The following is an 18,071-nucleotide window of genomic DNA, read 5'->3' on the forward strand; positions in this document are numbered from 1 at the left end:
AAGGAGTCTTCATGCGTCTGTGCGACCGTGACATCAAGCGTTATCTGGCCGAAGGTCTTATCCGTATCACCCCCGAACCGTTGCCGGAGCGGATCAGCGGGGTGAGTGTCGATGTACTGCTCGGCAACGAATTCCGGGTGTTTCAGGATCATACCGCACCCTATATCGATCTGAGCGGCCCCAGCGGCCAGGTGTCCGAAGCCATCAATCGGGTGATGAGCGATGAAATTTTCATCAACGACGGCGAAGCCTTCTTTCTGCACCCGGGGGAACTGGCCTTGGCAGTAACGCACGAGTCCGTTACCCTGCCGGATGATATCGTCGGCTGGCTGGACGGCCGTTCCTCTCTGGCTCGCCTCGGGCTGATGGTGCACGTCACCGCTCACCGCATCGATCCGGGCTGGTCCGGCCGCATCGTGCTGGAATTCTATAACAGCGGCAAGCTGCCCCTGGCGCTGAGGCCCAAGATGGTGATAGGGGCGCTCAATTTCGAGACCATGTCGGGGCCGGCGGAGCGGCCCTACATGAGCCGCGCCAGTGCCAAGTACAAGGCCCAGAAAGGAGCGGATGCCAGCCGGATCAACCAGGACTGAACACCAACACGGGATAACGACAATGAAGAAATGGCTCTACGGGCTGGGCGCCCTGCTCTTGTTACTGATGCTGGCGCTGGTGGCACTGATGCAACTGGTGGACACCGAGCGGGTCAAGCGGGTGCTGATCGAGCAGACCCGGGAAAAGACCGGCCGCACCCTGGTGATCGATGGCGACCTGAGCTGGCGCTTCTTTCCGTCCATCGGTTTTACCCTGGGCAATACCGCCTTGCTCAATCCGCCCGGTTTCCCGGAGGGGCCCACCCTCGCCATCGGCGAGGTCAGCCTGGACGTGGCCCTGCGGCCGCTGTTCGACAACCGGCTGGAGATTGGGGAAATGGTGCTGAACAGCGCCCGCCTGCACCTGATCACCCGGGCCGACGGGGTGTCCAATCTCGACGATCTGCGCGAGCTGTCCGGGCGGGAGACGGCCGTCGAGGCGGAGGACGGACAACCCGGGCAAGGGCGGGAGGACGACCGCGGGCCCATGAGCATCAGCCTGGCGGGGGTAAGGGTTACCGATGCCGAAGTGGTGATGCAGGACGAGGGCAGCAGTCGTCTGACCCGCCTGAACCGGGTCAACCTTGACCTGGATGCTTTCGCCCCCGGCGAGTCGGTGCCACTCCGCCTCTCCGGCAACCTGTTCAGCGATGAGGTGCAGGCCAATATCAGTGCCGACGGTCGGCTGTGGCTGGCGCCGAGCTTCGATAGGTTGCGCCTGGAGGAGCTGCAACTGGCGGTAGACGCCACCGGCCGGGCCATTCCCGGTACCAAACAGCTGCGGCTGGCCGGTGAGTTGGCCTACGATCTGGATCAAAAGCGGGCCGAGTTTACCGAGATGGCCCTGCAACTGGGTGCCCTGGATCTGAGCGGGGCTCTCTCGGTGCAGCACAAGAACCTGCCCGAGGTACGTTTCGTCCTGACCACGCCCTCGCTGGACGTGGACGCCCTGCTGGCCGAATGGAGCCAGCAGGGCAGTTCCTCGACCGACGCGCCGGCTTCGGGCTCGGGGGCTGGCCGGCCTTCCCCGGAGGCTCCCCGAGAGCCCGACCTGTCTTTCCTGAAAGGCCTGGATGTTGAAGGTAGTCTGAACGCCGACAAGGTCAACGTCCAGGGGGTAGAGCTGGAGCAGTTGAGCATCCGGGTTCAACTGGATCGGGGTAAGCTGAAACTGGAAGATGTGCAGGCGCAGCTGTATCAGGGCAGTATCGAAGCCAGTGGCGAGCTCGACGCCAATACCAGCCCGGCCGGGTTCCGGGTGAAAAAGACCCTGACCGGGGTCGATGCCCGGACGATGCTGACTGCCGCCCTGGACATAGACTATCTGGCGGGCAAGGCAACCCTGGCGCTGGACCTGCAAGGGCAGGGCCTGACCGCCGAGGCAGTCAAGCGCAGCATTCGGGGTAGCAGCACGCTTAAAATGACCGACGGCGCCCTGCACGGGGTCAATATCCCGGCGATGATCCGCCGCGGCTACGCCCAGGTGAAGGGCCAGCCGCTACCGACGGAAGAGGCGGTGCAAAAGACCGACTTCAGCGCCCTGGCCGCCGACTTCAGGATTGGCGACGGTAGGGTAACGACCGACAACCTCCATATGTCCTCCCCCCTGCTGCGTATCCAGGGGCAGGGAGAGACCCGCCTGCTCGACGAGTCCCTGGATCTGTTGCTCAATACCGCCATCGTGGGCAGCCTCAAGGGTCAGGACGGGGAGGAGCTCACCGAGCTCAAGAACATCACCCTACCGGTACGCATCACCGGCACCTACCAGGCGCCGAAGTATGGCCTGGACATGCAGCAGGTATTCGATCGCTACCTGCGCGACAAAGTGGACCAGGAAGCAGAACGGCTGCAACAGCGACTCAACGAAAAGCTGGGCGAGGAGCTGGGTGACAAACTCCAGCAGCGCCTGCCCGGGTTGCTGGACCGACTCAAGCTCTGAAGCAAGCGGGGTGGCTTAGGCCACCCCGCTTGTCCTATCCCCCCGGAACTGCTGCAGCGCCTGTCGTTGCTCCTCAAGCCCCCGACGGCGGTGCTCCCGTCCCATACAGGAAACCCTGTTGGGATGGAGTCATCGGCGGATTATCGAGCTATGCTCTAATTACATGCTGTTACACGCCAAGGAGGGCGGTATGGACATGCTCAAAGCAAAAGAGTGGCAATCGGGGGGGGATTCTTGTGAATCTACTTCGGGGGCTGGACTCACACCCTATGTGGTGCTCTTCGATGAATGCGAGTCCTTCATTCCCCGGGTTTATCGCAAGGCACGAGAACAGATCGTTGTGCTCATGCAGCCTGATGATGGGAGCGAGTAGCGATGCCGACCGTTTTTGCCCGGAGCAGGGACAGCCCTGGAAGTTTCGGCTAGCCACGTTAGGCTGCTACCGTTCTATCCGGGATCCCTGCTGTTTTCTTTGTTTATCATGCTCTTATCCATGTTGCATTGGAGCCCTGTCAGGCCTGAACGGGCCTTATATGGGCTATTGTTTTTTGAGCATTCTTCTCCAAAATAATCGGTAACTACGTGAAAGAACGCTGGTTGTTCATTCGTTTGCCAACGTCGGTAACGGAGCGGGAAGAGAGGATTAATTCATTGAAAAACAAGGATAATATAAAGATTTTGTTCGTCTGCATGGGCAGCAGTTGAAGCTGTTAGATTTTTCTTGTCTATCAGAGTCTTGGTTGCCTTCCCCAAAATCTCGCCAAAATTTTTCCCCAAATTGTAGGCGCGTGGATCACGCTTTGATGACCAGCCACTCGTGACCGCGGTTGTCGTGATATTTGTCGGTCGTGCGCTGATCTTTGTGGCCCAGCAGTGTCTGTGTATCCAGCCCCTGCTCCCGGTAGACCCGCTCGGATAGAGACCGTTGCTCGTGGAATGTCGGTGGGCTGGATTCGTCAGCCCATGTGATGCCGGAGTTATCCCGAGCCCTGGCAAACTGACGGGTGATGACGTCGATGTGAATGTGGGAACCCAGACGAGCGCCTTTGCGTTTCTCTGTCTGATGAACCAGATGCTTGCTTACCACGCCGGTAGAACGGCAGCGGGCAACAACATCCGCGAGGGTCATTCCGATGACATCACATCGCAGGGTGAGAGGGATGGCCAGCCGGACCCCAGTCTTGCCTTGCACAACGTGCAAATAGCCATCGTAGATGTCGGTGAATTTCATTCCGCCAATATCATCCCGGCGTTGACCGGTGACCAAGGCGAGCATCATTGCGATGGGGAGCCAAGCCGGCCCTTGCTGCTCAGCCTCCTGCAGCATGCTTCTCCATTGCTCGAGCGTGAGCCTGGCCCTTGAAACCTTAACCCTGGGTTGCTTGGTTGCGAGTGCCGGGTTGTAACCTGCTGGGACCTCGCCGGCATGCTGGGCCTCTTTGAACAGATCTATCCAAACCGAGCGCAGGCTTTGCGCCATGCGCTTTTTACCTGCCTCCTTGTACTCATCCATGATGGCTGCCAGGGCTTTTACATCTACTTGAGCCAGGGGCAATTGCCCCAGTCGTTCCCTGATGACCTTGATGCATGACTTGCGGGAACGCAGTGTGTTTGCCGACAGGTCTCCGTCCTTCAGCCGCTCGGCCTGGATCTGTTCGTACCGTTCGCACCAGCGCTTTACACTCACCCCTCTTGCAGAGCGAGCTGTTGGGCTCAATTCGAGCAGATGGCTGTATTGGTCGGCAAGCTGCTTGTTGATCAGGGTATTCAGTTCCGTGGCCACGGCGTGGGCCCGGGCGCTGTCGGTACCCAGCCCATGAAACACACCGGTGCGCGGATCCCGGTACTGGTAATAGGTTTTGCCATTCCGCTTATCGAGCTTGCGATAGAGGTTGCTGACGCTAATGTTGTGCGCCCTTTTTCTTGCCATGTTCCAGTATCCTTGCAACAAGGGGATCGGTGCTGGTTGGTGCCGGACATATCCCGACGAACCGGGCATTTTCATCAACCATCCACTTTCCGCCAAACTTAATCGGCGCCGGAGAAATCTGTCCGGACTTCGCGTAGGTGGAGAGGGTAGTGCTGGACACGTTGAGCTGAAAATGCCGCCGTGCCCATTCTTTGATCGGAATGTGCATGGTCATATCCTCTTGGATGGGTTTTCGGTGGTTAGAAAATATCGGTTCGTCTTGATTGCTGGATGGTGATGAATTAACGTGGAACTCTCTGACTTCCACGGATTGGTAGCAGAGAGCTGGCCACCGGTTCAAACGCCACTAAGCACGGATTTGAATTAGCCGGTGGCCAGCACCTATCTCCCAGGCACCCGACTCGTCGGCGATGCTTTCCTTGTTTCTCGGTCATGATTGCTCTTCCTCTCCGCTGTAATCCCGCCGCCATAGCCAGACGGCCTTTTCGTCATAATCGGGTTTGTGCTGGTCCGGGCATGGCAGCCAGCCCGGTTCGCTGGGGTGGTGGTAGCGGCAGTTTCCGCAGCCGCACCGGCGGGTTCTTACCCACTGTTTTGACATGGGGGCACCTCAGAATGGGATGTCGTCATCAAAGTCGGGCGGCGGTTCGCTGGCGCCCGGGGTATTGGGCTGCTGCTGCCAGCAGTTCGGCCTGCCGGTGGAAGGCGTCGCGGTTGTCGTTGGTGATGCCGGACATTGGCCCGGCAATGTAGATCTTCAGCTTTTGCACTGAGCCTCCTGGCGGATGCGGTTGATGTACTCCTTGATTGCATACCTTGGCACTTCGATGTACCCCTGATCGTCGTACTCTGGGTCAAATACGCCGATCTCCTGAGCGAACTTCTGAACCGATTTAGCCTGTACCTCGGCCAGGCTGGAAGCCAACACCTCACTGTCCGCGCCGCGTTGGTGCAGCATCATGGCAAGGTTGGCTACATCAACCGGATCGCCCTTGGCTACATGCTCGACCAGCAGATTAGCTAGGTACTCCACGGAGCACTGTTCTGGGTCATCCCAGCCTGAGCGACCCTTTGACCGTGATGCTGCCAGCTTGTCTTTCATGGCGCCGGCGAAAGCATCAACGGCCATATCGTCGTGGTGCTGGCTGGCTGCGGGGGTTCTATTCAAAATCTCCATCACCTCCACCAAGAAGGCTCCGTCATTTACCGCCAAACCTCTCCAGCGCTTTTTGGCATCATGCATTCGCTCATTGTGCGCTACCAGGGTTTTGTTGGCTCCCTGCAGCTGTTTGTTGTCCTGCTCCAGAATCTTGATCACCCCTTGCAAGGTGACGGTCCTGTTGTCCAGTTCGACCAGGTGCTGTTCCAGCGCCTCGCGGTCGGCGGGCTCGATGCGCTCGATAATGCGGGCGATATGATCGGGGGTGGTCATGTTCTCTACCTCAGAACCGTTTACCGTTTGCTGCCGCCCGGTTCTCGGGTTTGTGGTCAGCGCGAGTCATGTTGTAGGCCAGCTTCTCAATCAGCGCGCCGGCAACGTCATAACCGTGGCCACCGGCATAGTCGAGGATGCGGATCATGGCGTCTGCTAGTTCAACCTCGGCCATGGGCCGATGTGGCAGCTTGTCGTCCATCAGGCCTTTGCGCTCACCCTCCATTGCCTCGGAGATCTCGGAGTGGATCAGACAAAGCATTTCCGCCTTGTTCCGTTGCAGAGGTTCACCAGTACCAAGGTCGTGCCACCATCCGGCTTGGCGGGATAGGCCATGGCAAAGATGCTGTGCCTGGGTGATCCCAACAAGCGCCTCTTCTGGGGTGATACCGCCCGGCGGTAGGTGAAACGAATGTGACTCCAGAATGTGGTCACAGATTGATTCGATAGCTCCATTCACTTTGGTGTTGTTGCTCATGCCTGCTCTTCCTCTCCGCTGTAGTCTCGCCGCCATAGCCAGACGGCCTTTTCGTCATAATCGGGTTTGTGCTGGTCCGGGCAGGGCTGCCAGCCCGGTTCGCTGGGGTGGTGGTAGCGGCAGTTGCTGCAGCCGCCCCGGCGGGTTCTTACCCATTGCTTGGTCATGGCGGCCCCTTACATTGCCAGCAGCAGGGCCGGGAACTGGAGGCCGAGCGGGGCGAAGGGAATGTCGTCGTCAAAGTCGGGCGGCGGTTCGCTGGCGCCCGGGGTATTGGGCTGTTGCTGCCAGTTCTGGCCGCCCTGGTCGGCGGGGTGGGGTGGCCGGTTGCCGCCCTGGGGATTGCCGCCGAGCATCTGCATGACACCGCCCATACCTACCACCACCTCGGTGGTGTAGCGGTCCTGGCCGTTTTGATCCTGCCACTTGCGAGTCTGCAGCCGGCCTTCGATATACACCTGGCTGCCCTTCTTGAGGTAGTCGCGGGCGGTTTCGGCGAGCTTGCCTACCAGCACTACCCGGTGCCATTCGGTGCGGTCCTTCTGCTGCTGGGTCTGTTTGTCCTTCCAAGTCTCGCTTGTGGCCAGGGACAGGCTGGAGAAGGTGGTGCCGCTGGGGGAACTGCGGACTTCCGGATCCTGACCAAGGTGGCCGATGAGAATGACTTTATTGATGCCGCGCTGGGCCATGGGTGTCTCCTATGCTGATACGCCAAAGTCAATCCGCACCCGGCCGGTGGGTAGTTCCTGGATGCGGGCGGCTTCGTTACCGCTGCGGTAGAACCAGCGGCCGCGGGGATCGTGGTGGCTGTAGTGGAATTTGAGCCGGGCGAGCATGCCGTCGGCCCGGGCTATGTTTTTCAGAATGCGGTGGCGCTGGGCTGCGAACATCAGTCGGTCATCTCCTGGAGTTGATTTCTGAACTGGGTGAGCACATCTCTAATGCTGGTGCTGTGCAGGGCATCTTTGGCCACCAGTTCGGCCACGGCGGCCAGTTGGCTGGACGGTTCGTTTATCTGATATTTGGGCACCCAGCACCCGAATGCGCTGATCTGCTCACACTGCTGCGAGGTCAGGTTCCAGATATGGTTGTCTGCATCGGCTTCGGCGCCCACCAGGGCTATACGCAGCTGGCGCAGGTTGTAGGTTTCATGCCGGCCAAACATCACCACCAGGGCGGCGATAAAGTGGGGGAAGCTATCGGTTTTAAGCTCACCGTCCACCCACAGGCGGTGCAGATCGTCGGGGGTGAAGTTGGTAGGCTCGACGTAGACACCGCCGCCGATGTGGTGACCAGAATTGGTGTTGGTATCAACCTGCTCCAATGATAACGGTTCCGACTCTGGTGATTCCGGCGCTGGCTCCACACATAGCGGCCGGGACTCCACATATTCCATATCCTCCGGTTCGAGCTCCGAAGATTGTGGCTCCGGCTCCACACATAGCGGCCCAAGCTCCGGTGATAACGTGGCTTGCTGCAATGGTATCGGGCAGGGCTCAGTGGATAGCGAACCCATGGCCGGAACTAGTTGCGCGGCCAGTTCCTGTGCCCGTTGCTCAATGGCATCCATCAGCGCCTGGCCCTGGGCTTCGAGCAGGTCGCGGGCAATGTAGCGTTCCCGCTCGCCTCGCCAATTCTTGTCGAATACGGCAATGGCCTGGCCGAAGCCGGCGCTGGAGCCGGTAAGATGGTCGGCCCAGTCGGGCAAGTCGAAGCCGACGCGGCCCTTAATCCAGCAGATGTGATCCGCATGCTCCGGCCACCACTTTTCTGATGGGGCCGCTTTGATAAGAAACACGACCCGGGCGCCCAGCTCACGTTCGGCCATGGCCTTGGCCACGATGTGGCGCATGCCGGTAACCGGGTTGTTCTCGGTGTCGTAGCTGCTGCGTGAATAGGGCGGGTTGGCAAAGGCGCTGCCCTGGCCGTCCAAGTGCTCCGCCCAGGGCTGTACCAGGGCGTTTTGCTCGGCGGTGTAGAACCTGGGGCATTTTGCATTGTCGCCGTCGGTAAACAGGTCGAGCACAAACGGCCCGTACAGCTGGAAAATGCCCCAGTAAAGCGCATCTGGGGTGCGCCACTCGTCGCCGATGTCGCGCAGTTTGATTTTCATCCGGTCGGCCTTCATGGCCTGGAGTTTTTCAAAATAGGTCATGGGGTCGCCCTGATCTGGAATATGGTGCGGGTCTTTCCCCGCTGGTCAGCCGATCACGCCGCCATTTTTTTGCCGTCGAGGGGCGAGGAGCTGGTGGCGCTCGGTTGCCGGTGTTATATCCCCACCGCCGGCTGGGGTCTGAGCTCGCAGCCCCGTACTTGTCTGGTCTACGCTGGATAAGTACGCAGGGAGGTGAGCATGGAAAAGATAAAAGCGATGACGGCCGGCGAACTGATAGAACGCCTGGCCATGGTGCCCCGGGATGCCCCGGTGCTGGTGTGCGAAGAGCCAATGGGTTTTTCCATCCCGGCGCTGAGTGTCCAGGAAGGTCAGTTCTACGGCGTTCTGTCCGGTACCGGAGAGTTGTTCTACGGCACTGATGAGGAACTGCAGGGGGCGTGGGAGGCAGTGACCGAGCCGTTTACCGCGGTGTTGCTGTCGCCGCTGCCTCCACCAGAGTGATTACCGCTTGCCTTCGAACACCTGGCTTTCCGGCAGGTCGGTCTGGACTTTGGCCAGCACCCCTTTGAAGGCGTCTTCCAGCACCCGCTCGGGCTCAATCATCTCGAACCACAGCTTGAGCTGGCCTTCGCGCAGTCGGTAGCGGATCCGCACGTCAATGGCGTAGTGCTCGCCGCCATGGAAGGGGGCAATGCCCAGACGGATGGTTTCGGGCAGGGTGGTGTTGCCCGTGCCGGTGTTCTCTTCCGAGTATGCGAACTGGAAGGTCCCGTCGTGCAGGCGCTTCACGCTCTGGAACTTGGCTTCCCGGGTAACCTGGAAGTTGGTAGCCAGATTGAGTAGTTCGCCGCCGGTGGGGCCGGGGTAGTCGGCGCTGGTGGGGGCGATGTCCTTGTAGTGCTCTTCCAGGAACTCTGCAAACTCCACCTGGTTCATCGGTGAGCGGTCTTTGCTGGTCCAGGCCTGCCACTCCTTGGAGAGCGGGCAGCGATAGGTAGCGGTGTGCTCGCCCCAAGAGGGCATTCCAAGTTCGAAGTGATCCAGCACCGCGGTCAGGATGCGGCTTTCCAGATCCGCATAAATCACGGCGGCGCCATGGGCGAAGCGGTTGATGTAGGCCACCAGGCTCTCGGCGGTGTTCATGGTGGGCGTGGCCCGGGTGCGGGCTGGCTCGGTGGCGAACTTCTCCAGGTCGGTGACCCGGAAGCCTTCCGGCACAATCGCCACCTGGCCGGGGTCGGTAACGGTAACCGGCTGGGTGGCCATGCCGACCAGCTGATCCAGGGTGTCTTTGTTCAGTGCTGTCATGTTGAGTCCTTACTCGGGGAGGGGAGGGTTACAGGGCTTTAAGGGCGGCCGCGGCGGGCACTTCGACGGTTTTCAGGTCCAGGCTGCGCTGGTTTGGGTCGTCACGCAGTAGGTCGCCGTCGGCGGTGGGGAACATGATGGTGTCGCCCATCGGGGATTCTGGCGCCTTGTGGCTGGCCACCGGGGTGATCTGGATTTGGTCGCCGCTCTTGGTCTTGCGCAGCTGGATTTTGAGCTGCAGGGAGACGGTGCCTTGCTTGCCGGTTTCCATCACGGCCTTGACCACGTTGGCCAGGCGTTCGGCCATGTCTGCATCGAGGCAGCCTTTCTGCATGTAGGCCAGCTGCTGGGAAAAGGGGGTGAGTTTGTTCTCGCTCATGGATTCCTCCGGGGTAAAAAGAGCCCGGGCGAACCGGGCGAAATGCACTCAGGGATAAAGATGCTTCGGCATCGGTTAAGGGCCCGCTTCCCTGGCCGGGCAAAGCGGCACCCCGGCCGGGGCCCTTACCGATACCGAAAAGATGCCCGGGCAGGCCGGGCTGGTGTCATGCCAGCGGCTGCCAGCGTTCGGCGCCATCGCTGTCGGTGCCGCCCTGGGCCTCCCAGCAGTTGCCTTGCTGGTCGATGGCGATACTCTCGGGCGTCCAGTGGCCGGGGTCGCGCAGTTGGTCTACCCAGCCGCATACCACACCTTCGTAGACGATAACGACACCGCCATAGCGTGAGGACAGGGCAAAGAATTCCCGGGCCTTTTTTCTTGCGGCTATCAGTGCTTGTTCCATGGGGTCTCCAAAAAGATGCCCGGGCAGGCCGGGCGAAAGAGAGCTAGTGAGTGGGTGTTGCTGTCGCCGTTGCTCAGGCAATGGAACTGGTTGCCCATTACGCCGGGCCAGCGCCGTGGTATGTTATGGGTGCCAAACAACACCACGGAGAAACAAAATGACTGATAAAAAAGAACTCACCCTGGAAGGTATCAGCGAAGAAATTGATGGTCTTTACCAAGACCTCAACCGGATATCTGGACACTCTGCCGTGCTCAAGATGATGACGTGGTTCATCATCCATCATGGCGGCGATCAAGCCTTTAAGGATGACTGCGTTCGGGTGCTTGATTCGTTCAAGAACTTCGAGAGCGACAACGAGCACTTGAGAAACGGCATTCGTGAAATGGCGGAGATGCTGTCATCACCGGAGCCATTTGCTACTCCGTCTTCCTCTTGATGCCGAAGATGGATTCAATGCTGGATTCGAAGGCGGAAAGGTCAATGTTCAGCCCAGACATTAAGCCTGCATTTGCCCACCCGTCGTTGATTGTTTTGAAGGCCTCGGCCAGCACTTGCTGAGCGGCTTCCCGGGCGATTTCACGGACCCGCTCCTCAGTTAGCGGCGGCGGTGACCCTGGTTGCTCCGCCGTTTTCCCTGGTTCCGGTATCACCCGTTCGCTTTCGCCGAGCTGCCAAGTGCCGTCTTGCTTGCTGTTCTCGTCCATACATCCTCCATTGTTTCAACGGTCAAGGGCCATCCGGTTACCTCATCCGCACCCTGTCACAAGTTAAGGGCATGGCGGATGGCCCTTGCCGTTGCCCCCTAACCCGGGGGCGGCTGCCCAAGCCGGGCCCATACCCCGGCGGGTCTTCGGCAGTTATTCCCAGCACCCGGCGAACCGGGTAGGGGTCCGGACGTGTGCCCGGGTATGGCGACTGCCTGCGCGTGGGTCTAGTTGTTAAGGAGCGTGGCCGCGATGGCTTGCTCACAAAGATATGCGTATAGCGCAAATGCGTCAAGCGCAAATATTGGCCTGTTTTTAAAAAAGAGGGGTAAAGGTGGTTTTAAGCAGGCACAAAAAAGCCCGCTCGGGGCGGGCTTGGTAGAGGTATGGGAGCTTAGTTGGTAGATGTGCTTTCGCGCTGCCATTTGATACAAGCCAGATGCCAATAGTCCCTGAAGACGCCAATGGCTCGCTGCTGGCTTTCTTCGGATCGCCAGCGTGTCTCTGAGTAAGCATCCTCAATCATCGTATCGATTACAGGCTTCAGGTAGCCGTCATACTTACCGTAAACCTCTAAGATCGTTGATAGTGGCATCCCATCTTGGTGAGCTGACATCAGCTCTTCGGCCGTAGCCGCTACTGCCGTGCATATGTCAGCATCGTTTTCTTCAGACTCTGAGTAAGAAGGCATCGAGGTGGACATAACCGCTACCGCAGTAAAAGCTGCGAGGAAATTTTTGATCATGCGCATAGGGCTTGTGCTCCTTGCTTTTAGTGATGATTCTAATTGACGTTAAGGTGGCTCTGAGTGAGTCTGTATTCTGCCACAGGGGCAGGGGAGAGGGCACAAAAAAGCCCGCTCGGGGCGGGCATTAGTAAATGCAGAGAGTCATGTATGAGGATACTTTCGCCAGTAAGCTTGATCTGCTGCCGCACGAAGGCTATTCGTTGCGGCGAAGGTTGATTTGAGTATTGCGGAATCGCTGGCGCTCTTCGTCGCCCCAGTCATCGATCTACGAATGGTTAGAGCATGCTTCTGGTCGATGACAATGCCCCGCTCTTCCAGGGCGCTAAATTTGAATCCGAGAAGCTTGATCTTGGCTAGCACCTTTTGCTCGTAGGCATAGCTGGAGCGGTCCTCTGCTGCTGCCAGCCAATGCTGCTCAGCCAAGCTGTCCAGTTGATCGGCGAGTTGATGGACGCTGGTAACATGGACGAATGTCTCGTTCCTTGATGCCAGCTTTCGCCCTTGGATGTAGGTCACTCGCCAAGAAAGCACGGCAACGCCGATGGCGACTGAGCCCAATAACAGGCTTACGAGATTCGATAGGCTCATGCATGGTTAACCGGCTGTTCCTCAGGCTTGGCGTCCTGGATGTACTCCATGATTTCCGTGATGTAGCTGGAATCTTCATCTGACTTGATGCGTAGCACCTTGAGTACATCCTGCTTGCTTATCAGCCCCTTGCGCACTAATCCGCCGAAACTTTCCTCCAGAAAAGATGAGCCGATGCCCAGTGGGACATGGTCAAGGTCTATCTCAACCAGCTCGTTTCTATCCAGGGCATCTTTCAGCCACGGGTACAGGAACTTCTCCCTGAATCGCTCACCGCTGTTCCGGCCATCATCGAGGTAACGGCCGAAGGGCGCGTCGGAGAAGTCAGCTGCCAAATCATACCTCTTCATCATTGACCTCCAACTTGAACTTCCACTCTATCAACGTACCGTTAAAGCTTTGATTTGACGGTTTTTTGGTAGAAATCTCACCGTCATCCTTGACTAATACAATGCCGTAATTACTGGCAACAAACAATAGCGAGCCCGCGTAGATGTTCGTAACATTCTGAATGTCCACCGATCCCTTACCCCGAGAGGGGTCCAGCATGCATGTTACGCCCTTCTTGAGGCCGTGGGCGATCCTGTCCTCATCGCTCATCTCTGGCCCGCATACCTCGGCCAGCGTTTCTGGTATACCGCTACCCTTATCGTAAATGATAAATGACATACTGTTGTCCTGGGGGTTGTACCAGCATGCATGCCACCAGCGCTTGCCGATGCCGGATAAGGGTTCAGCTTCATGGCGGTAAGCATGGTGCATCACATTCAGCATGGCTTCCTGAACCCCCTTGCTGAAAATTCTGGTTTGAGGTTTGGTCAGGTCCAGCCCAGCCTTGTGCATCACGGACATAATGGAAATGATGGACTTTGCTGGCGTGTCACCGCTCTGGAGTGGATGATCATTGTCGAACAGCTCGTTGAGCTTCCTTGCTGCGCCAGGTTTTAGGCCTGCTTGCAGCCCTGAATTTCTAAACAGTACTCGGAAGGGGCCTTCTGGTGGGTCCACCAAAACGGCTTCACTGTCGTTGGTGGCCAGCTGAATTCGCGTGACCTCTGCAAACAGCATTACAGCCGCCGCGGCGGTGATGGTTTCGCAACCCTTCAGGTCAACTCTTATCCTTACCTCCCAATTCAGCCCCAAGTGAGCGATTACGGCGAGGAAGGTGAGCGTGCTGTCTCGCAGATCATCGCGGTAAACATCAATCCTGGCTGGCGCTTGCAGGTAAACCACGCCATCCAGAACTTTAACCTTATACTTGGCCATATTACCCAGGCCGATATCAGTACGAAGACCGTGTTCGGTTATCATGCATCCCACTCTTGATCAAAACACCCGACCGGAAAACACCACGGGGCCGACGATGGTGCAGTTTCCGTTGATGGGGATAATCAGCATCACCAGTTGCATGCCTTTCGGAGGGCGCCAATGTGCTTATCGAGCCCGGTGGTGTCGAACCTGACAGTGATAGGGTTGTCACCATATGGGGTGATACGCGTCAGGAACAGCTTGGAGCCAAGCACCTGCTTGATGACCGGAATACTCTGGTTGCCCCGCCACAGCCCGACCGCTTCGTGGTTGGTGGCGATACTCCAGTTTCGGGTGACCGCTTTATTATCATCGATGCGATAGGTGACCGAGGTCTCGTTGATACCCAGGTACCGGCCCCAGTTCACGATCAGGGAGGTGGTATTTTCCTGGCAGCGGACATAGAGCGTGGGCCACGTCATCCGGCCGTAACGGTCTGTGGGGCGTTCTATCGACTCCACAGATAGCACAACGTAAGGGGAATCATCTACATCGGACTTGCCTGTGCGGACGGACCAATTGCTTACAGGCTTTGCCGGCTCGGACGTGACAGCTGCCTTGGCAGGCGCAGGTACTGTAACTTGGGGTTTTGTGACGGGCGGTGTGAGCTGCGGCGTGCTGTTATCAGCCGTAACCACGTATAAACCACCCACGACTGCAAGTGTAACCAATACTGATGCCCAAACCGTCCCGTTCTGATTCCCTGACATTCCGCGCTCCTTTCTATTTGTTTTTATAGTGTTTTTGCCGCCCAAACCAGTATGGCTCTGGCGTGAATAATGACCTCATCGATGGGGATGGTGAAGGGCTGGTATTTACCGCTATCTGAGATGACAGTGAAGGATTGACGCGTTTCCTTCTGCAATCGCTTGAGGTAGAGCAGGCCGTCCCAGGTGAACAGATAAACCCCATCGCCGACAAACTGGGTAACACCGCGATCAACCAGCACCGGATCACCGTGGTTGATAGTTCCGACCATGCTGGTGCCCCAGCCAGTGACCACAGCAAGGTTGGACGCGGTAGTGAAGGAAGGGCGGATGCTGGCCAGATAGTCCTTGGTCAGGGTAACCCTCTTGATCACGTCAGCATAGTCAGGAGGGGCGCAGCCATTCCCCATGGCACCACGCACATCAAACTGAGGGATGGGGACATCATCACCATAGGTTGCTGTGTTCTCTTGCACCTTGAACTTGCCAGGCTCCGCAAAAATGTCTGCAACGGAAACGTTTAGAGCGTCAGCTATCTTGGTAAGCATCTGCGTGCTGGCGCCCTGCATGTCTCTTTCAAGGCGAGAGATATTGCCCACATCACTGTCTGCAGCGGTGGCAAGGTCGTTGATTGTCATGCCGCGCTCCTTTCTGAGCGCTCGGATTTTAGCTCCAACTTTCATTTGTCTATCATGCCGAGTCCTTTGCGTCTCTCGCAAAGCGTGACACGCAATTTTATCTATGCTTGAATATGCGTCATGCGCATTATTTGGAGCAGCCATGCATACACCTCTTCGCAAACTGCGCGAAAAGCAGGGGATTACTATCACCGAGCTCAGCCGAGCAGTTGAAATCGACGTGGGCAATCTCAGCCGCATTGAACGAGGCCTGCAGAGGGCATCGATTGACCGAGCAGAGAAGATTGCAGAGTTTTTTTCCAATGAAATCAACCCAATGGAAATTATCTATCCCGAGAAATATCAGGATCGCAGTGAGGATAATCATGACACACCCACCTGAACAGTCACCGTTTGAATCTGGTGCCGCTATACAGCCGGCCTGGACGCTGGCGCAGCGCAAGTTCGCCAGTGAAATCTGCATGCAGGATGCGGCGCCCCTGGTGGGGCTTAAGCCGCAGATTTTGCGCAATAAGCTGAACCCCCGGCAGGAACAGCACTACCTACGGGTGGAGGAGCTGATCGCCCTTACCAGGGAAACGGGCAATACCACCTTGGTGGAGGGCGTGATGCTGGAGCTGGGGCTGGTGGCGGTACGGATGCCCCGGGCGGAACGGCGGGGGGATTTGCTGGACTCGACGCTGACCATTCAGGCTGCCGCCGGCGAACTGGCGGCCGAGGCCATTTACCTACGCCAGGGAGGCCGGGTAACCGATCGCGTTCGTGGCCGTGTGGCGCAGCTCACCAGCTCGCTGCAGGCCGAGGCGGCCCGGGTACTGGTACAGCTGGAGTCGGTATGCGGCACGGTGCCGTTGATTACCAGCGGTATGGATTTGCTGGCGGCTGGCGCCGGTGCGGTAGCGGGGATATGACGATGCAGGCAGTAGCAGAAATGAAAAAAGCCGCGGCTTTGGCGAGCGAGGCGGCTTATTCCAAATACCAAACGGGGGCGTTTGATATGCCAAAGAATAGCGAACCCAACAACAAATCACAATGGCCAACCCTTCGGCATGGCAGGGGCATCACGTTTGCGGAGCTGATAGACGAAGCTCACCGCAACGCTGCCCTGCTGCTGGGCTTCCTGGTGCTGGCGAACACACTGGGAGGCCGGGATGAGTAATGTAGTGGCCCTGAGAGCCGAGAACCGTGCGCAGATAACGACTCCCGTCAAAGAGCGGGGGCACAAAGTGGCAGAGAACAAGCGAACCGGGTTTGTGTTGTTGTACCGCAGCCTGCAGGACGCGCCGTTCAAGCAGCAACCGGAGCGGTTTTGCGTGTGGATCCACCTGCTGATGGAAGCGGGCTTTGAGTCTTGCGAGGTGACCTTCAATCGCAATGTGTTGCAGCGCCGGCGCGGCCAGGTGGTGACCTCGGCCAAGCAGCTGGGGCTGGCCTGTGGGGTGACCGAGGACAGTGCCCGGCGTTCGCTGGAGTACTTTGAGCGGGAGGGCATGGTCACCATGTTCACCAAGCGCGGTTCCCGCGGCTACAGCCTGGTTACCCTGACCAATTACGACGACTACCAGCGCGGAATTACAGAAACCTATTCGGCTGGTTTTGACGCCGATTTAAAAGCCGCGCCAGAACTGGGCTCGGAGGGTGGTCGCGCCGAATTGCACGCCGATTACCACGCCGAATTGCACGCCGAAGATCTAAACAATAAAACAAATAAACAAATTAAAGATCAGAGTATTGGTTCTGGTGGGTCATGCACGGCTGACGCCGAGCACTCCCCCCGCCAGGAGGAGCAGGGCGCCGATGATCAGGGCGTTCCTGACGGGGCAGCCATCCATGCCAAGCGCGGCAAGCGCACCCTCTGGGGCACCCATGACGATCTACGCTGTGCCCAGTGGCTGGCCGGACTGCGTGACAAGGCGTTTGAGCGCCGCGAGCTGGCCCAGCCCAAACAGCCCGACATGGTGCTATGGGCCAATGACGTCCGCCTGATGCGGGAACGAGACGGCCGTACCCACCGCGACATCTGCGAGCTGTTCAAGTTCGTGTGCTCCCACCACCGGGAGCTTGAATTCACCCAGTCCCCGGGCAAGTTGCGCGACAACTGGGACATGCTGCGCCTGAAAGCGGCCAACACCACCCAGCAGCCGCAGAGAGCCACCGGTGCCATGAGCAATGTTCGCGCCGCCCAAGCCAGGGCTGCAGCCTACGCCGATCTGCTTGACGATGACCAGGAGGTATGACGTGAGCGACGTGAGAGTGATTAACGGCAGCCTGCAGGCCCCCAAAGCTGGTGATCGTGGGATTGCTACCCAGGCCGATATTGGCCCTGGCGATCGAATTACCGTGTTGCTGGTCAATTCGATCCTGCCGGAATGGTGCGTCCACTACCCGGCCAGTGCGGCCCGCATCGATGGCAACCTCGAGAACGTAGCCCGGGTTTACTCCCAGCACCTGTCCGGCCGGGGGCTGACCATTGGCGATATCCGCTCAGGCCACGCCAAGGCGCTGGAGCGTGACAGCGAGTTTGCCCCGCGGCCAGCTGAGTTTCTGGAGCTTTGCCAGGTAGCTGCTCGGCAACGGGGAAAGCCGACAAGTCAAGCCCGGATCATCAGCCCGGCGGCGGTGCGGATGATTGCCGAAAGCCGGCTGTGGTGCGCCGGTCAGCCGACCACCGACGAGGCTGTGACGCAAGAGGCGGCCCGGGTGGCGGCCGAGCACCGCGCCCAGGGTGTGGAGATAACCGGGGGGAACTGGTGATGGGCGAGTGGATTGTAGGCGCCCTGCTGCTGGCGCTGGTGGC

General features: G+C 58.6%; 29 protein-coding genes. 10 read left to right on the forward strand and 19 right to left on the reverse strand.

Annotation, left to right across the window (positions count from 1 at the left end; genetic code table 11):
* Positions 1–11: 11 nt before the first annotated feature.
* The 3 genes from dcd to ACEVBK_RS09525 all read left to right on the forward strand — a co-directional run bounded on the left by dcd (position 12) and on the right by ACEVBK_RS09525 (position 2,905).
* On the forward strand, positions 12–593 hold the full coding sequence (dcd, locus tag ACEVBK_RS09515) for a dCTP deaminase (protein ID WP_375058362.1): 582 nt from the start codon (positions 12–14) through the stop codon (positions 591–593).
* Between the two features lie 22 nt (positions 594–615).
* Positions 616–2,532, forward strand: a complete 1,917-nt coding sequence (locus ACEVBK_RS09520) for an AsmA family protein (protein WP_375058363.1) — start codon at positions 616–618, stop codon at positions 2,530–2,532.
* A gap of 190 nt (positions 2,533–2,722) precedes the next feature.
* Positions 2,723–2,905, forward strand: coding sequence for a hypothetical protein (locus ACEVBK_RS09525; RefSeq protein ID WP_375058364.1), 183 nt, complete (start codon positions 2,723–2,725; stop codon positions 2,903–2,905).
* A 420-nt stretch (positions 2,906–3,325) separates the two neighbouring features.
* On the opposite strand, the gene ACEVBK_RS09530 is transcribed toward ACEVBK_RS09525, so the two are convergent.
* The 9 genes from ACEVBK_RS09530 to ACEVBK_RS09570 form a co-directional block, all read right to left on the reverse strand.
* Complete coding sequence (locus ACEVBK_RS09530; RefSeq protein ID WP_375058365.1) at positions 3,326–4,462, reverse strand: phage integrase Arm DNA-binding domain-containing protein; 1,137 nt, start codon at positions 4,460–4,462, stop codon at positions 3,326–3,328.
* Complete coding sequence (locus ACEVBK_RS09535; protein ID WP_375058366.1) at positions 4,434–4,670, reverse strand: excisionase; 237 nt, start codon at positions 4,668–4,670, stop codon at positions 4,434–4,436. Before ACEVBK_RS09535 ends, ACEVBK_RS09530 begins: the two co-directional genes overlap by 29 nt.
* A 421-nt stretch (positions 4,671–5,091) precedes the next feature.
* A complete protein-coding gene (locus tag ACEVBK_RS09540) occupies positions 5,092–5,232 on the reverse strand; it encodes a DUF4406 domain-containing protein (RefSeq protein ID WP_375058367.1) in 141 nt (46 codons plus the stop codon).
* Entirely contained in the window at positions 5,220–5,894 is a 675-nt protein-coding gene (locus ACEVBK_RS09545; RefSeq protein WP_375058368.1) for a hypothetical protein, read from the reverse strand. Before ACEVBK_RS09545 ends, ACEVBK_RS09540 begins: the two co-directional genes overlap by 13 nt.
* Before the next feature lie 10 nt (positions 5,895–5,904).
* Positions 5,905–6,372: a hypothetical protein gene (locus ACEVBK_RS09550; RefSeq protein WP_375058369.1), complete on the reverse strand. Its 468-nt coding sequence runs from the start codon at positions 6,370–6,372 to the stop codon at positions 5,905–5,907.
* Entirely contained in the window at positions 6,369–6,539 is a 171-nt protein-coding gene (locus tag ACEVBK_RS09555) for a hypothetical protein (protein WP_375058370.1), read from the reverse strand. Before ACEVBK_RS09555 ends, ACEVBK_RS09550 begins: the two co-directional genes overlap by 4 nt.
* Before the next feature lie 9 nt (positions 6,540–6,548).
* Positions 6,549–7,061 carry a single-stranded DNA-binding protein gene (ssb, locus tag ACEVBK_RS09560; RefSeq protein WP_375058371.1) on the reverse strand — a complete coding sequence of 171 codons (513 nt, stop codon included), beginning with the start codon at positions 7,059–7,061 and terminating at the stop codon, positions 6,549–6,551.
* A gap of 9 nt (positions 7,062–7,070) precedes the next feature.
* Positions 7,071–7,262 (reverse strand): hypothetical protein, encoded by a 192-nt coding sequence (locus ACEVBK_RS09565; RefSeq protein WP_375058372.1) that lies wholly within the window; start codon positions 7,260–7,262, stop codon positions 7,071–7,073.
* Positions 7,262–8,527, reverse strand: a complete 1,266-nt coding sequence (locus ACEVBK_RS09570; protein WP_375058373.1) for a phage N-6-adenine-methyltransferase — start codon at positions 8,525–8,527, stop codon at positions 7,262–7,264. Before ACEVBK_RS09570 ends, ACEVBK_RS09565 begins: the two co-directional genes overlap by 1 nt.
* A gap of 198 nt (positions 8,528–8,725) precedes the next feature.
* On the opposite strand from ACEVBK_RS09570, the gene ACEVBK_RS09575 reads away from it, so the two are divergent.
* Entirely contained in the window at positions 8,726–8,989 is a 264-nt protein-coding gene (locus tag ACEVBK_RS09575; protein ID WP_375058374.1) for a hypothetical protein, read from the forward strand.
* On the opposite strand, the gene ACEVBK_RS09580 is transcribed toward ACEVBK_RS09575, so the two are convergent.
* The 3 genes from ACEVBK_RS09580 to ACEVBK_RS09590 form a co-directional block, all read right to left on the reverse strand.
* The gene (locus tag ACEVBK_RS09580) at positions 8,990–9,796 is read right to left on the reverse strand and encodes a YfdQ family protein (protein ID WP_375058375.1); all 807 of its coding nucleotides are present in this window, start codon (positions 9,794–9,796) and stop codon (positions 8,990–8,992) included.
* Between the two features lie 28 nt (positions 9,797–9,824).
* Positions 9,825–10,175 (reverse strand): hypothetical protein, encoded by a 351-nt coding sequence (locus ACEVBK_RS09585; protein ID WP_375058376.1) that lies wholly within the window; start codon positions 10,173–10,175, stop codon positions 9,825–9,827.
* A gap of 166 nt (positions 10,176–10,341) precedes the next feature.
* The gene (locus ACEVBK_RS09590; protein ID WP_375058377.1) at positions 10,342–10,578 is read right to left on the reverse strand and encodes a hypothetical protein; all 237 of its coding nucleotides are present in this window, start codon (positions 10,576–10,578) and stop codon (positions 10,342–10,344) included.
* Between the two features lie 157 nt (positions 10,579–10,735).
* On the opposite strand from ACEVBK_RS09590, the gene ACEVBK_RS09595 reads away from it, so the two are divergent.
* Positions 10,736–11,017 (forward strand): hypothetical protein, encoded by a 282-nt coding sequence (locus tag ACEVBK_RS09595; RefSeq protein ID WP_375058378.1) that lies wholly within the window; start codon positions 10,736–10,738, stop codon positions 11,015–11,017.
* Here ACEVBK_RS09595 and ACEVBK_RS09600 read toward each other — a convergent pair.
* The 7 genes from ACEVBK_RS09600 to ACEVBK_RS09630 form a co-directional block, all read right to left on the reverse strand.
* Positions 10,998–11,285: a hypothetical protein gene (locus ACEVBK_RS09600; RefSeq protein ID WP_375058379.1), complete on the reverse strand. Its 288-nt coding sequence runs from the start codon at positions 11,283–11,285 to the stop codon at positions 10,998–11,000. The genes ACEVBK_RS09595 and ACEVBK_RS09600 overlap by 20 nt on opposite strands.
* Before the next feature lie 394 nt (positions 11,286–11,679).
* On the reverse strand, positions 11,680–12,036 hold the full coding sequence (locus tag ACEVBK_RS09605; protein ID WP_375058380.1) for a hypothetical protein: 357 nt from the start codon (positions 12,034–12,036) through the stop codon (positions 11,680–11,682).
* 138 nt (positions 12,037–12,174) lie between these two features.
* Positions 12,175–12,621, reverse strand: a complete 447-nt coding sequence (locus ACEVBK_RS09610) for a hypothetical protein (protein ID WP_375058381.1) — start codon at positions 12,619–12,621, stop codon at positions 12,175–12,177.
* On the reverse strand, positions 12,618–12,974 hold the full coding sequence (locus tag ACEVBK_RS09615; protein ID WP_375058382.1) for an STAS-like domain-containing protein: 357 nt from the start codon (positions 12,972–12,974) through the stop codon (positions 12,618–12,620). The genes ACEVBK_RS09610 and ACEVBK_RS09615 overlap by 4 nt, the downstream gene beginning before the upstream one ends.
* Entirely contained in the window at positions 12,958–13,932 is a 975-nt protein-coding gene (locus tag ACEVBK_RS09620) for a hypothetical protein (RefSeq protein ID WP_375058383.1), read from the reverse strand. Before ACEVBK_RS09620 ends, ACEVBK_RS09615 begins: the two co-directional genes overlap by 17 nt.
* Before the next feature lie 86 nt (positions 13,933–14,018).
* Positions 14,019–14,639, reverse strand: coding sequence for a type VI secretion system-associated protein TagO (locus ACEVBK_RS09625; protein ID WP_375058384.1), 621 nt, complete (start codon positions 14,637–14,639; stop codon positions 14,019–14,021).
* Positions 14,640–14,662: 23 nt separating this feature from the next.
* Positions 14,663–15,514 carry an XRE family transcriptional regulator gene (locus tag ACEVBK_RS09630; protein WP_375058385.1) on the reverse strand — a complete coding sequence of 284 codons (852 nt, stop codon included), beginning with the start codon at positions 15,512–15,514 and terminating at the stop codon, positions 14,663–14,665.
* On the opposite strand from ACEVBK_RS09630, the gene ACEVBK_RS09635 reads away from it, so the two are divergent.
* From ACEVBK_RS09635 to ACEVBK_RS09655, 5 genes are read left to right on the forward strand one after another with little or no spacing between them, the layout of a single operon-like run.
* Positions 15,417–15,656: a helix-turn-helix domain-containing protein gene (locus ACEVBK_RS09635; protein ID WP_375058386.1), complete on the forward strand. Its 240-nt coding sequence runs from the start codon at positions 15,417–15,419 to the stop codon at positions 15,654–15,656. The genes ACEVBK_RS09630 and ACEVBK_RS09635 overlap by 98 nt on opposite strands.
* Entirely contained in the window at positions 15,640–16,185 is a 546-nt protein-coding gene (locus ACEVBK_RS09640) for a phage regulatory CII family protein (RefSeq protein ID WP_375058387.1), read from the forward strand. The genes ACEVBK_RS09635 and ACEVBK_RS09640 overlap by 17 nt, the downstream gene beginning before the upstream one ends.
* A gap of 2 nt (positions 16,186–16,187) precedes the next feature.
* Positions 16,188–16,433 carry a hypothetical protein gene (locus ACEVBK_RS09645; protein WP_375058388.1) on the forward strand — a complete coding sequence of 82 codons (246 nt, stop codon included), beginning with the start codon at positions 16,188–16,190 and terminating at the stop codon, positions 16,431–16,433.
* Positions 16,426–17,511, forward strand: coding sequence for a hypothetical protein (locus ACEVBK_RS09650; protein ID WP_375058389.1), 1,086 nt, complete (start codon positions 16,426–16,428; stop codon positions 17,509–17,511). Before ACEVBK_RS09645 ends, ACEVBK_RS09650 begins: the two co-directional genes overlap by 8 nt.
* Position 17,512: 1 nt before the next feature.
* A complete protein-coding gene (locus ACEVBK_RS09655) occupies positions 17,513–18,028 on the forward strand; it encodes a hypothetical protein (RefSeq protein ID WP_375058390.1) in 516 nt (171 codons plus the stop codon).
* The last annotated feature ends 43 nt before the right edge of the window (positions 18,029–18,071 follow it).

It is taken from the genome of Zobellella sp. DQSA1, assembly GCF_041950555.1.
Taxonomy (GTDB): Bacteria; Pseudomonadota; Gammaproteobacteria; order Enterobacterales; family Aeromonadaceae; genus Oceanimonas.

Coding starts and splice junctions, on each gene's coding strand:
- dcd (WP_375058362.1), top strand. CDS start 12: ATGCGTCTGTGCGACCGTGACATCAAGCGTTATCTGGCCGAAGGTCTT.
- ACEVBK_RS09520 (WP_375058363.1), top strand. CDS start 616: ATGAAGAAATGGCTCTACGGGCTGGGCGCCCTGCTCTTGTTACTGATG.
- ACEVBK_RS09525 (WP_375058364.1), top strand. CDS start 2,723: ATGGACATGCTCAAAGCAAAAGAGTGGCAATCGGGGGGGGATTCTTGT.
- ACEVBK_RS09530 (WP_375058365.1), bottom strand. CDS start 4,462: ATGGCAAGAAAAAGGGCGCACAACATTAGCGTCAGCAACCTCTATCGC.
- ACEVBK_RS09535 (WP_375058366.1), bottom strand. CDS start 4,670: ATGCACATTCCGATCAAAGAATGGGCACGGCGGCATTTTCAGCTCAAC.
- ACEVBK_RS09545 (WP_375058368.1), bottom strand. CDS start 5,894: ATGACCACCCCCGATCATATCGCCCGCATTATCGAGCGCATCGAGCCC.
- ACEVBK_RS09550 (WP_375058369.1), bottom strand. CDS start 6,372: ATGAGCAACAACACCAAAGTGAATGGAGCTATCGAATCAATCTGTGAC.
- ACEVBK_RS09555 (WP_375058370.1), bottom strand. CDS start 6,539: ATGACCAAGCAATGGGTAAGAACCCGCCGGGGCGGCTGCAGCAACTGC.
- ssb (WP_375058371.1), bottom strand. CDS start 7,061: ATGGCCCAGCGCGGCATCAATAAAGTCATTCTCATCGGCCACCTTGGT.
- ACEVBK_RS09565 (WP_375058372.1), bottom strand. CDS start 7,262: ATGTTCGCAGCCCAGCGCCACCGCATTCTGAAAAACATAGCCCGGGCC.
- ACEVBK_RS09570 (WP_375058373.1), bottom strand. CDS start 8,527: ATGACCTATTTTGAAAAACTCCAGGCCATGAAGGCCGACCGGATGAAA.
- ACEVBK_RS09575 (WP_375058374.1), top strand. CDS start 8,726: ATGGAAAAGATAAAAGCGATGACGGCCGGCGAACTGATAGAACGCCTG.
- ACEVBK_RS09580 (WP_375058375.1), bottom strand. CDS start 9,796: ATGACAGCACTGAACAAAGACACCCTGGATCAGCTGGTCGGCATGGCC.
- ACEVBK_RS09585 (WP_375058376.1), bottom strand. CDS start 10,175: ATGAGCGAGAACAAACTCACCCCCTTTTCCCAGCAGCTGGCCTACATG.
- ACEVBK_RS09590 (WP_375058377.1), bottom strand. CDS start 10,578: ATGGAACAAGCACTGATAGCCGCAAGAAAAAAGGCCCGGGAATTCTTT.
- ACEVBK_RS09595 (WP_375058378.1), top strand. CDS start 10,736: ATGACTGATAAAAAAGAACTCACCCTGGAAGGTATCAGCGAAGAAATT.
- ACEVBK_RS09600 (WP_375058379.1), bottom strand. CDS start 11,285: ATGGACGAGAACAGCAAGCAAGACGGCACTTGGCAGCTCGGCGAAAGC.
- ACEVBK_RS09605 (WP_375058380.1), bottom strand. CDS start 12,036: ATGCGCATGATCAAAAATTTCCTCGCAGCTTTTACTGCGGTAGCGGTT.
- ACEVBK_RS09610 (WP_375058381.1), bottom strand. CDS start 12,621: ATGAGCCTATCGAATCTCGTAAGCCTGTTATTGGGCTCAGTCGCCATC.
- ACEVBK_RS09615 (WP_375058382.1), bottom strand. CDS start 12,974: ATGATGAAGAGGTATGATTTGGCAGCTGACTTCTCCGACGCGCCCTTC.
- ACEVBK_RS09620 (WP_375058383.1), bottom strand. CDS start 13,932: ATGATAACCGAACACGGTCTTCGTACTGATATCGGCCTGGGTAATATG.
- ACEVBK_RS09625 (WP_375058384.1), bottom strand. CDS start 14,639: ATGTCAGGGAATCAGAACGGGACGGTTTGGGCATCAGTATTGGTTACA.
- ACEVBK_RS09635 (WP_375058386.1), top strand. CDS start 15,417: ATGCATACACCTCTTCGCAAACTGCGCGAAAAGCAGGGGATTACTATC.
- ACEVBK_RS09630 (WP_375058385.1), bottom strand. CDS start 15,514: ATGCGGCTGAGATTGCCCACGTCGATTTCAACTGCTCGGCTGAGCTCG.
- ACEVBK_RS09640 (WP_375058387.1), top strand. CDS start 15,640: ATGACACACCCACCTGAACAGTCACCGTTTGAATCTGGTGCCGCTATA.
- ACEVBK_RS09645 (WP_375058388.1), top strand. CDS start 16,188: ATGCAGGCAGTAGCAGAAATGAAAAAAGCCGCGGCTTTGGCGAGCGAG.
- ACEVBK_RS09650 (WP_375058389.1), top strand. CDS start 16,426: ATGAGTAATGTAGTGGCCCTGAGAGCCGAGAACCGTGCGCAGATAACG.